10 protein-coding genes are annotated in these 17,030 nt (G+C 40.5%); all 10 read left to right on the top strand.

What is annotated here, in order from left to right; genetic code table 11:
- Positions 1-89: 89 nt before the first annotated feature.
- On the top strand, positions 90-2,429 hold the full coding sequence (locus ACKTS5_RS14940) for a TolC family protein (protein WP_408044696.1): 2,340 nt from the start codon (positions 90-92) through the stop codon (positions 2,427-2,429).
- 27 nt (positions 2,430-2,456) lie between these two features.
- Complete coding sequence (locus tag ACKTS5_RS14935; RefSeq protein WP_408044695.1) at positions 2,457-3,545, top strand: efflux RND transporter periplasmic adaptor subunit; 1,089 nt, start codon at positions 2,457-2,459, stop codon at positions 3,543-3,545.
- Between the two features lie 9 nt (positions 3,546-3,554).
- Positions 3,555-6,668, top strand: coding sequence for an efflux RND transporter permease subunit (locus tag ACKTS5_RS14930; protein WP_408044694.1), 3,114 nt, complete (start codon positions 3,555-3,557; stop codon positions 6,666-6,668).
- A gap of 305 nt (positions 6,669-6,973) precedes the next feature.
- Positions 6,974-7,567, top strand: coding sequence for a hypothetical protein (locus ACKTS5_RS14925; protein ID WP_408044693.1), 594 nt, complete (start codon positions 6,974-6,976; stop codon positions 7,565-7,567).
- A gap of 22 nt (positions 7,568-7,589) precedes the next feature.
- The gene (locus tag ACKTS5_RS14920) at positions 7,590-9,053 is read left to right on the top strand and encodes a hypothetical protein (RefSeq protein WP_408044692.1); all 1,464 of its coding nucleotides are present in this window, start codon (positions 7,590-7,592) and stop codon (positions 9,051-9,053) included.
- A gap of 19 nt (positions 9,054-9,072) precedes the next feature.
- Positions 9,073-9,606, top strand: coding sequence for a hypothetical protein (locus ACKTS5_RS14915; RefSeq protein ID WP_408044691.1), 534 nt, complete (start codon positions 9,073-9,075; stop codon positions 9,604-9,606).
- Positions 9,607-9,784: 178 nt separating this feature from the next.
- Complete coding sequence (locus tag ACKTS5_RS14910) at positions 9,785-11,125, top strand: LytR/AlgR family response regulator transcription factor (RefSeq protein ID WP_408044690.1); 1,341 nt, start codon at positions 9,785-9,787, stop codon at positions 11,123-11,125.
- Between the two features lie 442 nt (positions 11,126-11,567).
- Positions 11,568-11,990, top strand: coding sequence for an HYC_CC_PP family protein (locus ACKTS5_RS14905; protein ID WP_408044689.1), 423 nt, complete (start codon positions 11,568-11,570; stop codon positions 11,988-11,990).
- An 86-nt stretch (positions 11,991-12,076) separates the two neighbouring features.
- Positions 12,077-15,817 (top strand): efflux RND transporter permease subunit, encoded by a 3,741-nt coding sequence (locus tag ACKTS5_RS14900; RefSeq protein WP_408044688.1) that lies wholly within the window; start codon positions 12,077-12,079, stop codon positions 15,815-15,817.
- Entirely contained in the window at positions 15,801-17,030 is a 1,230-nt protein-coding gene (locus ACKTS5_RS14895; protein WP_408044687.1) for a TolC family protein, read from the top strand. The genes ACKTS5_RS14900 and ACKTS5_RS14895 overlap by 17 nt, the downstream gene beginning before the upstream one ends.

Raw genomic sequence — 17,030 nt, 5'->3', positions numbered from 1 at the left:
AAAATTAGTATATTTATTATCAGTCACTTAGTTGCGTTATTCGCGATTCTTCCCCCTACAGCTAAGTCCTATCTATCAAAACCTAAATAATGAAGAAATTTGTTTTAATACTGAGCTTGTTGAGCACGGTATTTCTCGTTGCACAGCAAAAGAGAATAGTCAATGTCGGGATTTTACTCGACCAGCAAGCTACGGAGTTGGCACCACTGTTAAAAGAATTACAAGTGCAAATACAAACTGTAGTAGGAGAGGATGCACTCGTGAGATTTCCTGAGAAGTCCTTGCTCATTAATGATTATGACACTGCACTCGCAAAAGCGCAGTACAAGACATTATTGGCGAATGAAACGGATATCGTTTTGGCATTCGGTATTGTAAATGGGTTGGTATTATCCCAACGAACCAGCTATCCGAAACCGACGGTATTGTTCGGAGCGTTAAATCAAGATCTGCACAAAATAGATATTAGTAAAAGAACTTCAGGAATCGAGAATTTCACCTACTTGGTAGATTCTCAGTCTTTTCTCAGTGATTTGAAAAAGTTCAAGGAGTTGACCAATTTTAAAAGGGTGGGAATTATTATGGAGAAAAAGATCGTCGACCTTTTACCCATAACGCAACTTTTTGCCTCGGAGTTGGAAAAATTAGACGCAGCTTATAAGCTTATCAGTTACAGCAGACTCCAAGATATAGAAGATCAATTGTCGGATGTCGATGCCGTGTATTTAGCAGGAGGTTTTTTTCTGAAACGAGAGGAAGTAAAATCTTTAGCAACGTTGTTTATCGATAAAAAGATTCCGTCGTTTACCATAAATGACTTGGAGTACGTGCGCGCAGGAATCATGGCGAGCAATCAGTCAGAAGATAATTTAGATCAGTTTTTTAGGCGAGTAGCCATAACAATTGAGCAGTTTATAGCAGGGAAATCCTTAGCTGAATTACCTGTGTACATCGACTATAACTCACGTCTTACGGTCAATTATACGACTGCAAAAGCAGTGGGAGTCCCCATCAAGTACAGCCTGATAAACGATACTGATTTTGTTGGAGAGGAGTACGACCCAAATGCTGAACAAACCTATACTCTACAATCGGTAATGGATCAGGTGCTGACCGCAAATCTAGGACTGAAGGCAACCGAGAAAGATGTCGCTCTCAGTGAGCAACAAGTACAAACAGCTAAAAGCAATTTCCTTCCTAGTGTCAGTGCCGCCGCTACCGGTACTTATGTAGATCCGCGATTGGCAGCCATTAGCAATGGCCAGAGTCCAGAGTTTTCAACGGCTGGAAATATAACCTTACAGCAAACCGTTTTTTCAGCTTCGGCAGGAGCGAATATTACAGTTCAAGAGGCCCTGAAAAAAGCACAAACTGAAAATTACAAAACGGAAGTATTGAATACTGTTTTTAATGCTTCTAATGCCTATTTCAATGCACTGATTTTGAAAGCAAATGCGCAAGTTCGCATGCGTAACTTGGATCTGACCAAACGAAATTTGCAAATAGCAACAGAAAACTTTGAAGCCGGTGAAGCTGGGAAATCAGATGTACTTCGTTTCCGCAGTGAGCTAGCTCAAAACACGCAAGCCATGATTGAGGCAATCAATCAATTGGAACAAGGATTTGTGAGTTTAAATCAGTTGCTAAACAATCCGATTGAGCGAGCTATTGATGTTGAAGACGCTGAACTGGACAAAGGCCTGTATAAAGATTATAACTACCAACAGCTTACCGAACTGCTCGACAGTCCTACTACCCGTGAACCTTTTATTGCCTTTTTGATTGAAGAAGCGAAAAAAAATGCGCCCGAATTAAAATCCTTACAGTTTAATTTACAAGCTACTGAGCGCAATATGCGATTGAGTGGATCCGATAGGTTTTTACCTACCGTTGCCTTGCAAGGTCAATACAATCATACCTTTAGTCGACACGGAAAAGGAACGACTCCCTTACCCGGTTTTAGCGTATTAAATTCAAATTATAATGTAGCGCTAAATGTGTCGATACCTATTTTTAATAGAAATCAGAATACGATCAACTTGCAAACAGCGAAAATCCAGAAGGAGCAAATTGAGTTAAACAGGGCCAATAGTGAATTAAATATAGCAGCAAATGTTCGTAATGGAGTGCTCAATTTAGTAAATCAAGTGTCTAATATTGAACTGTCAAAAGTATCAGAACAAACGGCTCAGGAGGCACTAGAACTCACGCAAGCTTCTTATAAAGAAGGGGCAGTTACTGTTATTCAGCTCATCGATGCCCAAAATAATTACATCAATGCACAATTAGCAAAGGCCAATGCCGTCTACAATTTCCTCATAAATGCCCTGCAATTGGAACGCAATATCGGTTATTTCTTTTTGCTCCACAGCCCAGAAGAAAATCAAAACTTTACGCAGAGATTTAAAGAATACCTACTAAAAAAATAAATTCAATACACGAAAATACAGTTAACAATGAAATACAGTATCTCAACAATTCTAAGCTTAGTCATGACCCTAGCGCTCATCGTTGCCTGTGGTTCCGAAGAGAAAGCCGTTATCAAATTAATTCGCCCCGTAAAGTATCAGGAGGTACAAGTATATGGCGGGGATAAACAACGTTCTTTTAGTGGAACATCGAGAACTGATAAGATCATAAAACTCAGCTTTCGAAGCGGAGGAATCATAACGAAGTTTGCCATCAAAATTGGGCAAAAGGTTAAAAAAGGACAAGAATTAGCAGTATTAGACAATGTGCAAGCTCGTTTAAATTATCAGAGTGCCTTAGCGAATTTGAACAGCGCTGAGTCAGCGATGAATACGGCTAAATTGAGTTTAGACAGGTCGCGCAGACTCTTTGAAAAGGGAAGTATCGCCCTGAGTAATTACGAAGCTGCAAAAAATCAGTTTACGTCTGCAAAAAATTCCTATGCGACAGCCAAACAAAGTGTAGCACTCCAGCAAGAACAAATTCGTTACGGATATTTAGTAGCACCGGAAACAGGAATCATAGCCTCAGTGGTAGCCGAATCCGAAGAAAATGTCAGCGCGGGGCAAACTATTGCAACCTTAAATGCCGGAACAGCCATGGAGATATCTCTGGGATTACCCGAAAGTGTTATTAATGGCGTTCGCGAAGAGATGGCGGTAGAAGTAGCATTTGCAGCAATCCCGAATACGGTGTTTAAAGGAAAGGTTACGGAAGTAGCTCCTGCTGTAGATGCCAATACTGCTACGTATCCAGTTAGAGTGGTACTGACCAATCCTTCTGCTGCTGTAAAGAGCGGAATGGCGGCAAATGTGAATTTTCATTTGGACAGCCAGTCGACTACTAAAAAACAGCTGGTAGTACCAGCAAATGCCGTTGGTGAAGACAGTAATGGAAACTTTGTGTTTGTCATCTTACAAGAGGGAGACACTACAAGGGTAAAGAAACAGCTCGTTCGAATTGGAGAGCTAACCCCTGATGGCTTTATTATTTTGGAGGGATTGACACAAGGAGAAAAAATTGCGACTGCTGGTTTGCAAACGCTTTTAGATGGACAGGAAGTGAAACTAAACTAAGCGACAAGGATGAATTTAGCAAAGTTTTCGATCGAGAAGAATCGAATTACCTTTATGGTATTGTTGACCATAGTTATTATGGGAATGGTAATGTATACAGGACTGTCCAGAGATAGTATGCCTCCGTATACAGTACGTGTGGCTTCTGTGGTTTCGTTTTTTCCCGGAGCGAGCCCAGAACGCGTTGAGTTGTTAGTGTCCGATAAAATAGAAAAATTAGCACAAGAGCTCCCAGAGCTAAAGGAGGTCACCAGTACATCCAGAACCGGGCTGTCAGTAGTGGCTGTTACATTAAAAGACGAAACTCCTACAGAAAAATTACAGGCAGTATGGGATCGTTTGAGACGAAAAATTTCAGCCATCGAAGGATTGCCACAAGGGGTACGCCCCGATTTACAGGACGACGGTATTGGCGATGTGTTTGGAATTGTAGTCGGACTGACCTCTGATGGGTTTACCTATGCGGAAATGAAAGAGTATACAGACGATATTCGCGATGACCTCATTGCCCTGTCTGATGCTGCCAAAGTGGAAATAGGAGGAATTCAGGAAGAACGCGTCTTCGTCGAATTTGACAATACGCGTTTAAAAGAATACGGACTGTCGGCCTCTAAATTACAGCAAATAATTGCGAGTACGAATATTCTGAGTTCAGGAGGACAGGTAAATGTAGGAGACGAACGCATTATACTTGAACCTTCAGGGAATTTCAATTCCATTGAGGATATTAAAGAAATGTTGGTGCCTGTTGGTAATGGATCGCAATTAGTGAAATTGGGAGATATTACGCAAATCAAAAAAGGCTATGTCGATCCACCTACTCAAATTGTGAAAATTGATGGGAAAACGGCCATGTCTTTGCACGTAAACTTAAAAAAAGGAGCCAATGTCATTGCTTTGGGAACCGAAGTTGATCGTGTAGTTCAGACTTGGAAAGCAAAGCTTCCCGTAGGTTTGGAGTTAACACGAGTATCCTCAATGGACACGTATATCGATAATAAAGTCCAAAACTTTATCAGTAACCTAATGCAGTCTATCGGTATTGTATTGGTGGTGATGTTGGTGTTTCTCGGATTCAGAACCGGATTTGTCATTGCGAGCTTGATACCCATTGTTACGATTATGACCCTGTTGATTATGGGGGTAATTGATATGGGACTCAATCAGGTGACCTTAGCAGCGCTTATTATGGCCCTCGGAATGCTGGTCGATAATGCGATTGTTGTCGCAGAAACTATTATGGTAAAGTTAGAACAAGGAATCGATAGGAAAACAGCGGCTGTGGATACCTTTTCGGAACTCTGGATGCCCTTGCTCATATCTACCTTGACAACCTCTGCAGCCTTTTTGGCTTTTTATATGTCTCCGACGACTATGGGAGATATTGTAGGTCCTATTTTTGTCGTGATTACCATAGCCTTGATGTCGTCGTGGATCATTGCACTTACCATAATAACCCTCTTTTGTTACTTGTTTTTAAAGCAGGTACCCAAAGCGGAGAAAAAAGAAAGTGTTATCGATAAAACCATCAACCTGCTCAAAGAAAAATACAAAGATTTGATATTGATCACGCTCAAGAGAAAATGGCTGGTGATTGGCGGAATTTTTATTGCCTTTTTCATGGCGATATTCGGATTTACAAAAATTCCTTTTTTGTTTTTTCCCGATAGTGATAGAAATATGGTTACCGTAGATATCAATCTACCGTTAGGAACCAAAATTGAGCGCACCAAAGAAATAACTGCTAAAATTGAGCAATACATGCTCGATTCTTTAAAAACAAACTCGGAACGAACACTCGGAATTGTGGATTGGTCTTCGTACGTAGGGCAAGGTCCCGCGTCATACGACTTAGGTTACAGTCAGGATGAGGCCAACTCTAGTTATGCCCACATCTTGGTAAATACCTCTTCGTTTAACGAGAATAAAATGGTCATAGCAAAACTAGATCATTTTACTTTTGAGAATTTTCCGAATGCCGATGTGAAGGTCAGTGCTCTGGGTTCAGGTGGAGGAGGTACTCCTATTGAAATCAAAGTTTCAGGAAGTCAGCCTGATGAGCTCGCCAAAATAGCCGCAGCTGTAAAAGCCAAGCTAGCGAGTTTTCCTACCACTAAGAATATCAAAGATGACTGGGGGCCGAAAAGCAAAAAGTTCCTGATTAAAATAGATCAGAATAGAGCGCAAACAGCCGGAGTGTCTAGTCAAGATATAGCGACCTCGTTGACTACTGTTTTAGATGGTTTTCAAACGGGAGAATACCGTGAAAATGACAAGTCAATACCTATTTTAATGCGCAGTGGCGATAGCCAACAGCAGAGTTTAGCTTCGTTGGAAACACTGAATATCTTCGCACAAAATTCCGGGAAGAGCGTACCGCTATTACAGGTCGCGACCATCGTTCCTCAGTGGCAATATTCAAAAATTAGACGTCTTAATTTGAAGAAAACAATCAATGTGTCTTCAAAAATTAGAGAAGGAGGAAATGCGAGCGCTATCATGGCCGAAGTAACTCCTTGGTTGGAAGCTCAACAAAAAAACTGGCCTCGCGGGTATGCCTTTGAGCTCGGTGGTGACGCTAAGCAAACGGCTGAAAGTATGGGGTCTGTTATTAGTTACCTTCCTTTATCAGGTTTTATAATTGTGTTATTACTAATTATCCAATTCAATTCTTTTAGAAAAATGGGAATGGTAGTACTGACGATTCCATTAGGAATTATTGGAGTGGTCATAGGTTTACTGCTGTTCCAGGAACCATTCGGATTTATGCCTTTTTTGGGGGTGATTTCGCTCGCCGGAATTGTGATTAACAACGCAATTGTATTGATTGATAGAATGGAAATAGAACTGAGCTTAGGCAGAACCTCACAAGATGCCATTATCATGGCCTGTTTGCAGCGATTCCGACCCATTTTACTCGCCACGTTTACTACGGTACTCGGATTGATACCGCTGTATGTATCGGGAGGTGAAATGTGGGAAGGTATGGCGGTAAGTATCATGATCGGACTGCTGTTTGGAACTGTGATAACGCTGCTGTTTATTCCAGCCTTATACAGCGTTTTATTTAAGGTGAAATTTGCTGATTACAAGTTTAACAATGCGCTTCTTGAGGAAGCTTAATGTTAATTATTTATGTTTGATGAAAACCGAGCACGTGCTCGGTTTTTTTTATGGAGTAAATTAAAGGTTCAATCACCGATTTTCAGGTGTAAATCCAAAAGAAACTCCGTGTAGTATTTTTTAATTGGTTGTTCACGTCGTTTTTTTCGTGAGTCACGACAAAAAATTGGTTAAGTCCTTGTTTTGTAGGTAGTTTTGAGTGTGTTTGTTGTTCGGGTCAAAAATTGACGATACTCAAATGTAGTAGCTGTAAAAAGTGTTTTGGCGCGAATGAACACATACAATTAACCTAAAATCTAAATGTAATGACAACGACAAAAAAGAAATTTACCAACTATCAAAAATTGGTACATCAGCACGTACTTAACTACGTAACTGCAACCGATACCAGAGAAAGAGAACTGTATTCTCCCGAGTTTATTTTAGAGCGTATCAAACCAATGCTCCAAGCTGCTGGATTGCGGGCAGGTATTCAGTCGATAAAAAAGGTACTGGAAGCCTCGCCTGAGTTTTATTATAATGAGCACTCTGCTGGGGTGGCTTCGCTAGTCAGAAAAGCGAGTTTGGACTACGAAATAGTTCCGGTAGGAGCCTTTGATCTGGTTAGCTTTTCAATAGGAGATTTTAGCGCAAATGAACTATCCGGACATGCCGAAGATGTGATTTTAAGTCCTAGGTTAGGGGGCTTTTTCTTACCTGTGAGCGTGGTGGTTAATGGCATCGTGAACTACGAGTTACGCATTAGCAATTTGAAAACAGCAGAAGGTGAAAGCTATCAACTTCAAAATGATAGTACTAGTTACAGTGTTGGAATTCAGGTGACGGAGAATGTATTACAGGTTACAGACGTACCTTTTGTTCAAGAAAACCTAAAGCTTATTCATACAGACGATCAATAGCAGTAATCTAAAAACGGAAATTATGAAAAATAGTATTGGATGTCTCCTATTTTTAAGCGCCGTCACAGTGGGAATAGCTCAAAATTTAGGAGTAGATAAATCAGGATATAGTACCATCTATACCAAAGGAGCGAATGTGAGTTTTAATCTAGTGGAAAGTCAGTTACACTTAGATTATTTTGATGAAACACAGTGGAAACGAGACCCTAAAAAGGAGGTGTGGAACGCCTATTTTTACGGAGCAAGTATCGCTGCCAATGCAAACGAAGGGATTGGTGAATTGATCTCAAAAGGAAACTTAAATGCCGGTGCCAATGCAGAAGTAGTTTTTGGATTCAAAACCCATCGATTGCGAGCAGACCCGCTCGGAGTGTCTTCTCGCGAATCTGAAAAAGCTATCTTGGATAATCGCAATACACAAAACTGGAAGAATCTGTACATGTATTTTAGAAAACTCAAGGGAAGTATAGCGTCTGTAAAAAACAGTTTATGGAATGACTTTGTAAATACGTATGTAAAAAAGAGTGCCCGAAAAAAACTATTAAAAATAAATGCAAGCACCACAGAAACATCAGTTTTGGAAACAGCGCTAAAGGGAAAACTAAACACTGCTATTGGAGTAGATGAAGCGCAAGCACAGTTTTTTTTGGTCGCCGAGCAACTAGACAGTCTACTAGCACAAAGAGAAATCTTTACTCGTTCAAAAGGTTGGGATAATTTTGTGACCAGTCTGGAGAAATTAGAAGAGATAGAAGGAGTATCGCTGCCAGAGGACCTTGTACTGCAGCGCACAAAATGTGAACAATTTATTCAGGATATTGGGAACGTTGAAAAAGCGCTCTTAGCGCTAAAGCGCAAGAGTCATACTTATGTAAGTTCGGAAAAATGGTTAATAAAACTGGGAGTAAATCAACGAGATTTTGACCTAGACGTCAATGCTCAAGGACAAACAATTGAAGAGCGTATCCAACACATTCGTTTTACATCGATGGTTGTTGAACTGCTGTACAACCTACAAATTAATTACAACCACTTTATAGGAGTCGGACTAAGAGCTGAACGCAGTAACAATTTTAACGCGTTAAACGAGCAAGAAATTTCTTTTACAGATACTAATGGTAACTCTCAAGCAGTAAAGGCCTATCAAGGGAGTTATGAGACTTTTATGAAATATGCTATTAACGCTGATTATATGTATCTTAAGCGTTTAAATAAGGATCCGAAAAACTACAGTTATCTCATACTTAACCCGTATTTACGCCACGCGGTGTTCAAAGGAAATAGCCAGCTTTCCAGTCAAACCAATGTCGGAATAGGATTGAATTTGTTTAATAGCAAAGCGGATAAAGTATTGGGCGGAGCCTATGTGCAATTGAATGATGTACTGCGCATGAATACCGATGATCCGTTGAGAAACGGGGTGTCTTTTGGACTCGTGCTGAAATACGCATTTAGCGGATTCGATTTTGAAGAGAAAGTAGAATAATAACCAAATATTTTAAATTATGAATGAGCAAAACAAGGAATTGAAAACAGTTGCCAGCGAAACGACGTATCCTCGTGATATGAGAGAAGTTAACCGAACTATTTTTTCTAACTTAGTAGTCAGTAACAAAGCCGATTATCAAGTAGGACATGTTCAATTTGATGGAGAGGACAGTTTTATCATTTTGATCAAATTTGCTGAAGGGAAGCCACAAGGAACTTCTACAGAGGTCAGTACATTTAGTTTTCAATTAGTGAATTCGAATGAAAATAACCCGAAGTTCAAACTGTATCAAGTTGCAACGATGAAACCCGGAGAGCCTTATTACAGACAAGGCTACCTCAATTTTAGAGTCATTGTAGAAGAGGCCATGGGTACCGAAAGTGTACCAGTGCCGCTGTTGCATAACGAGGTGGTTCCGATTAAAAACGTTGGAGAATTAGTCGATTTTCACGTGTTTAAATTAATCTATGATGGAGAAGGAAACAAAAATTTTGAGCCGTTTAATATTGGTGGACATTTGTGCCAGGGTAAAACGGTTAAAGGAAGTTAGATTCCTGATAGTTTTTGGGAGCTGCTTTGGACTGTTGGTCTGTTGTTCAGCTCCTTCTTCCAATCGTGCATTAGCGAACCGTGTTCTGGCCAGAAATTATGGCATTCTTGCTACTCTTTCGAAAAGCAACGAACTGGATTCGGTAACCAGGCAGTATCTAGAGGTCTATGAGCAACTAATGAAAAGGGGTACTTATCAATCAGGTGTTTTCAAATTGTCACTCAACAGAAAGGAGCCTGTAAAAAGCGCTGCTGCACTTCATTATTTGCTGTATGGAGATATACAAAACCAGTACTTTTTTAACGATTCTTTGGCCTACAGGTACTACAGACGAGCACTGGAAATAGGAGAAAATCATAGAGAAGTAGCAACTGAAAATGCAGCTCTTCAAAGGTTGTTAGGATTGCTGTTGCGCAAGCCCAAAAAGTTGAGCTTGTACAAACAATACTTAGCCCGATACCAAGGACAGCAACAAGGCGAGGAAGATTATTTCTGGACCAGTTATTACAAATTATCTTTTCGGTTGAATAGTGATTACTTAAAAACGACCTCCGTTGAGGTCTTTCAGCCTGATTTGAATTATTACCGAGAAACTTTTGATAGTTTGGAGCGCCTTGAAGTATCTAAATACAGCAGGGCTGCAGGCTATCAAATGCGAGGAATTTATTGCGATTTAATAGCTAAAGAACCGGCTATGGGCGCCGAGTATTTTATTAAAGCTCAGCGAGAATTGGCAGCGATAGGATGGTTCTATTCGGAAGTAAAACTACTCAGAGCTCAGGTAAACGAAGGTATTGCCCTCAAATTGGAAGGTGATTATCAGGGAGCTATTAAGCAGTTCATGCGCGGGATTCAAAATGCGCATTTTGATCGTAGTGGCTATGTGAAAGAGGTGGTATATCAAAATCTATCTGATTGTTATGGAGCCCTAAGACAGCACGATAGTGCACATGTATATCTAAAAAAAAGAAACCAAGTGAATACAACATTGGGAAACTTGCGAGTAACCGAAAATATTTTCATCTATGATTACGAGCAGCAATTGAAGCAGGTGGGAGAGGTAAACAAACAATTGACCTCTCAGCAGTATCTGTTACTTGCGGGAGCTGCTATCTTAGCCATAGGGATGATCATTGTCTATCGAAAATGGAAACGAACCCACCAGAGAAAACAAGTATTGGAATCCGAAAATGAGCGTGTTAAAGAGGAAATAAAAACGATCAGAAGTTTAGTGGATCGTGACCGAATTGTACTTAAAAATAAAGCGTTTATTCACCTGGAAGATTTGAGGTATATCAAAGTTGAAGATCATTATTTGTGGTTTTATACAGCATCCAAGCGAGAGTTTGAACGCGGTAAACTAAAAGATATTTTGCTTGAATTGCCACCAAATTTTGTTCGTTGCCACCGGTCGTACATCGTAAACAAAAACTATATCGAACAGCGCAGTCACAAGGAGGTAAAGTTGGATGGTGAAATTTATATTCCGATTTCCAGAATGTATAAGGATGAATTTTAAGGATTCTGTATTTTGTGTAAGATATTGATTAAAAGATAGTAAAGTTTGGAAAACAATTGTTACATTTAAAGCCTAAAGTGTTTGTAAACTGCATGGCTAGGAGTTGAAATATTGATAACGTTTGAGTGTTCACCAATACTTAGAAACAATTTTCCAGAAGGAGGTTGTTGAATTTTTGTTAACTAATAGTTGATTTTTGTTAAGTCAAAAAACAATGAAAAATATAAGGTTGGAGAGGAACGTATATTGATAATCTTAGTTTTGTCAATTCCTGAGTACATCAGGTCCAAAGAAAAGGGAAATTTATTTGGAAGCCATAACGCGTTCCTCCAAACCTTTTCATAAAAATACAGTTAAAAGGGTACGCTTGATGAGTTTAAGCATACCTTAACAGCACAAGTGTGGTTTAGTTTTTTAATTTTTGTACCTTTGTAGACAAGTAATGAGAGCAATAATTCACAAAATAGCAGCAATAGTCATGGCCTTGGTAGTGGTTTTTTCTACCTTGTCCGTAACCGTAGATATGCATTTTTGTGGAACTACCTTAGTTGACACCGCACTGTTTAAACAAGCGGATACTTGTGGTATGGAATTGGCGAAAGTCAATACTGACAATACTGCGGATTGTAAAGTTTCAGACAAAGGTTGCTGTAGTAAAAAACAATTTGTCGTCGATGGACAGCAAGAGTTGAAAAACAACGTAGACTCACTGACCTTTGATCAACAAGTATTTTTAACTGCTTTTGCCGTTACCTATCTCAATCGCTTCGTGAATTTACACGATAGCGTAATTCCTTTTCAACACTATACATCCCCACTGGTCGTCAGAGACCTACAACTACTGGATGAAGTGTTTTTAATATGATTTTATGATGACATAGGAAATCGCACAGCGATTTTCAATAGTTAGGGCGATATATCGCCTAGTGTTTCATTGTAAAAATCATCGTTATGCTAAAAAAATGCATACATTTCTTAATACATAATAAGTTAGTAGCAGTACTCTTATTACTGCTGTTTTTGGGATGGGGAATAACCAATGCTCCGTTTCAATGGGATACCGGCTGGGTACCCAGAAATCCAGTGGCCGTTGATGCCATTCCAGATATTGGAGAAAATCAGCAAATTGTCTTTACCGCTTGGGAAGGGAGATCTCCGCAGGATATTGAAGATCAAATTACCTATCCTTTAACAACTTCTTTGTTGGGAATTTCAGGGGTGAAAACTATTCGCAGTTCATCGATGTTCGGCTTTTCGAGTATCTATATTATTTTTGATGAAAAAGTAGATTTCTATTGGAGTCGTTCGCGAATTTTAGAAAAGTTAAATTCACTGCCAGCAAACCTACTTCCAACAGGAGTGAATCCGAGCTTAGGCCCCGATGCTACCGGGTTAGGGCAAATATTTTGGTATACCTTAGAAGGAAGAGATTCGTTGGGAAATACCACTGGAGGTTGGGACCTTCACGAGTTGAGAAGCATTCAGGATTACTATGTTAAATACGGGCTAGCAGCAACCAATGGCGTCTCAGAGGTCGCTTCGATTGGAGGTTATGTTCAGGAGTATCAAATCGATGTAAATCCCGACCTACTACGCCAGTACAATATTCCGCTGGCCAAAGTAGTACAGGCCGTTAAAGAAAGTAACGAAGATATCGGTGCTCAAACGGTTGAAATTAATCAAGTAGAATATTTAGTGCGTGGTTTAGGCTATATTAAATCTATTGAAGATATAGAAAATGCCGTCGTGACGAGTAGCGATTATACAGCTTTGAGAATTAAAGATATCGCTAAAGTCAGTTTGGGAGCCAAGTCACGGAGAGGGGTGTTAGACAAGGAAGGAGCTGAAGTTGTAGGAGGAGTTGTGGTGGCGCGCTACGGAGCAAATCCTCTGGAAGTAATTACGAAGGTCAAACAAAAAATCGACGAGTTGGCTGGTGGGTTACCTACCAAAGTACTGGAAAACGGTACCACATCACAACTGACCATAGTGCCTTTTTATGATAGGACGGAGTTAATTAAAGAAACCCTTCATACCTTAAACGAAGCCTTGACCCTCGAAATATTGATTACGATATTGGTGATTATCGTCATGGTATTCAATTTAAAAGCTTCGATGTTGATATCGGGCTTGCTACCGGTATCGGTATTGATGGTGTTCATCGCCATGAAGACCTTTGGGATTGACGCCAACATAGTTGCCTTATCGGGTATCGCCATTGCTATCGGAACAATGGTAGACGTGGGAGTTATACTCTCGGAGAATATTTTAAGGCATCGCGAGTTAAACCATTCGGGAAAAACTATCGAACAAATAGTGTATGAGGCCACCATTGAAGTTGCTGGAGCTATCATAACCGCTGTTTTGACAACGGTAATCAGCTTTATTCCTGTATTTACTATGGTTGGAGCCGAAGGGAAGCTATTTAAACCTTTGGCTTTTACAAAATCCTTTGCCCTGATAGCAGCAATTTTAGTAGCGTTGTTTTTGTTGCCACCTTTTGCGGCGGTAGTTTTTAAAGAACGCAAAACGAGTAGGGTACTCGCCATGGCTAAGAAAGCGGTCTTGTTGGGAGTCGGTTTGGTAGCGGTCGCCATGGGCCAGTATATTGGAGGATTATTAATAGCCTTCGAGCTCATTAACTTTTTACGTCTAAAGAAAAAGCTTTCTGATAAGCAGGGAAACTTGTTGAGAATTACTATTAGTGCGGGTACCGTTGTGCTATTACTTAGCTATTATTGGCGTCCCTTAGGACTTGAACAATCGGTTTTCCTGAACCTAGTTTTTGTCGGTTGTATCTGTTTGGGATTGTTGGGGATATTCGCGGTTTTTCAACGCTACTACGGCGCGTTATTACAATGGGCTTTGGCTAACAAACTGTTGTTTTTGACCATACCAGCGAGTGTATTACTAGCGGGGTTCGCCATTTTTAAAAATACAGGTAAGGAGTTTATGCCGTCATTAAATGAAGGAGCTTTTTTATTGATGCCTACTTCGATGCCGCATGCCGGAGTAGCCGAAAACAAACGCGTGCTACAACAGCTCGACATGGCCGTGGCCACGATTCCTGAGGTAGCTACTGTCGTAGGAAAGGCCGGAAGAGTGATGTCAGCGCTCGATCCAGCACCCCTGTCTATGTATGAGAATGTCATCGTGTACAAGCCTGAATATATGCGGAATAAAGAAGGAGTACAGGTTCGATACAAAGTAAATGACGAGGGGCTATTTGTTCTTAAAAGCGGAAAACTCGTCGCCAATCCGAATACCACGGACCGAACTACGAAAACGCAATTTTGGGAAGTTACGGCGAGTGATTTGATTCCGGATACCGACGGAAATTATTACCGTAATTGGAGGCCGATGATTCAATCACCTGACGATATATGGAAAGAAATTACGCGGGTAACAAAACTTCCTGGGGTAACCTCCGCTCCAAAGCTTCAACCTATAGAAACGCGTTTGGTTATGCTACAAACAGGAATGCGCGCTCCGATGGGGATTAAAGTGAAAGGGCAGGATTTAAAATCCATAGAAGCTTTTGGTATTCGTTTAGAAAGCCTACTTAAAAAAGTAGAAGGCGTAAAAACAGAGGCGGTTTTTGCAGACAGGATTGTGGGGAAACCTTATATGCTAATTGATATTGATAGAGAACAATTAGCTCGTTACGGAGTGTCCTTGAAAACCGTTCAAAAAGAGTTGACCGTTGCTGTAGGAGGAATGCCGATTACACAAACGGTGGAAGGTCGAGAGCGTTATGGTGTACGGGTGCGATATCCGAGAGAATTACGAACGTCACCACAAGATCTCAGTCAAATTATGATTGCGCTGCGCAACGGTACACAAATTCCACTCAGTGAACTCGCTACGATACGATATCAGCAAGGACCACAGGTGATTAAGAGCGAGGATACCTTTTTAGTCGGCTATGTGTTATTTGACAAGCGAGATGAGTTTGCAGAAGTAGCTGTGGTAGAAGCGGCTCAAAGGAAAATAGAGGAAGCGATTGCCCAGGGGACACTAGTGGTTCCGAAAGGAATATCCTATCAGTTTACTGGGACCTACGAAAATCAAGTACGCGCGGAGCAAACTTTGGCCGTGGTAGTCCCCCTGGCCTTGATAATCATATTTTTGATTCTGTATTTTCAATTTCGATCGGTAAGTACTTCAATGATGGTATTTACTGGCATTGCAGTGGCCTTTGCAGGAGGTTTTATTATGATGTGGCTTTACGGACAAGAGTGGTTTATGAACTTTAGTTTCTTCGGTAAAAACTTGCGCGAATTATTTCAAATGCACCCCATTAATTTAAGTGTTGCAGTTTGGGTAGGTTTTATTGCCCTGTTCGGGATAGCTACTGATGACGGGGTGGTTATGGCAACCTATCTAACACAAACTTTTGAACGCGAGAAGCCCAGTACTATTAACGCCGTTCGAGCGGCGGCCCTGCACGGAGGAAAAAAGCGAATTCGAGCCTGTTTAATGACAACGGCAACGACCATTTTGGCCTTATTGCCAATTTTAACCTCGACCGGAAGGGGGAGCGATATAATGATTCCAATGGCCATACCAGCCTTTGGAGGAATGATCATCGATGTCACATCGTATTTTATAGTACCTGTATTGTATAGTTGGAGAGAAGAACTCCGTGTAAAAAGTAACCATAAACAAAGAAGAGATGAAGAACGTATTTAAGTTGAACATGGTTTTATGGGTGATGGGAATACTCAGTATTCCTGCACAAGGACAGGATTTAAAAAGCTTGATTGACCTTGCGCTAACAAACAATCTAGAGGTGCAACAGCTGGCTGTAAATCACAAGCGAGCCTTAGAAAAGGAAAACGAAGTAGATTATTTACCCGATACACAAGTGGCTGTTGGCGTGTTTACTAGCAGGCCAGAAACGAGAACAGGAGCCCAGCAATTTAAAGTGTCTCTCAAACAAATGCTACCGTTTTTTGGAACCGTTAAAGCGCGAAAAAACTACGCAACAGCTTTGGCGGACGTAAAGTATCAAGAGCTCGTAGTTAAAAAGCGAAAATTGATACTTGGAGTGTCGTATTTGTATTACCAACTTTTTCAAAACAAGGCCAGTCAACAAGTGGTACAAAGTAATTTGTCCTTACTAAAAACCTATGAAGAATGGGCGTTAACAGCTGTAGAAGTAGGAAAGTCGTCGGTGGTAGATGTGTTGAATTTGCAAATAAGACAGAACGAACTCAACGAGAAAAATCAAGTGTTGCGCGAACAGTACGAAGGGTTGTCAGCAGAGCTGAACGCCTTGTTAAACAGAGATATGACCGTGAAAATTGAAGTGGTTTCAGAACTGTTGATCCCCGAAAGACAAGCTTTAAAAGCAGTTGATAAATTGGAAGTACACCCCGAATTGGTGAAGTACGATAAATTGTACCATTCAATTTCAGATGCCGAAAAACTCAATCAAAAACAACGAAAACCCTTATTCGGATTCGGAATTGATTATATCAGTGTTGCGGAACGCCCGCAGATGAATTTTGGTGATAACGGAAAGGATATTTTGATGCCCATGCTCTCTATGTCCATACCGATTTTTACAAAAAAATACCGTTCCAAAACCAAGCAATTTGTATTGGAAAAGGAAGCGCTTTCCTTGGGGAAGCAACAGCGGTTTAAAGAACTCGAAAGCAGTTTATATCGGGCGAAATCTGATAGAAATGCTGCGCGTATTCAATACGAAACTCAAAATAAAAATATTCGTCAGACTGCGAATGCTACCAAAATCTTGATAAAATCCTTTGAGACAGGAACCTTGGATTTTGACAAGTTGTTGGAAATACAAGAGTTGGAACTCAAGTTTCAATTGGTAAAAATTCAGGCAACCCGTCGTTTTTACGAACAATGTGCCTTGATTAATTATTTAATACAATAA

It is taken from the genome of Tenacibaculum litopenaei (assembly GCF_964514025.1).
GTDB classification, from domain to species: Bacteria; Bacteroidota; Bacteroidia; order Flavobacteriales; family Flavobacteriaceae; genus Polaribacter; species Polaribacter litopenaei.
The sequence above is the reverse complement of the archived record's forward strand: the minus strand, read 5'-3'. Positions and strand labels throughout refer to the sequence as shown.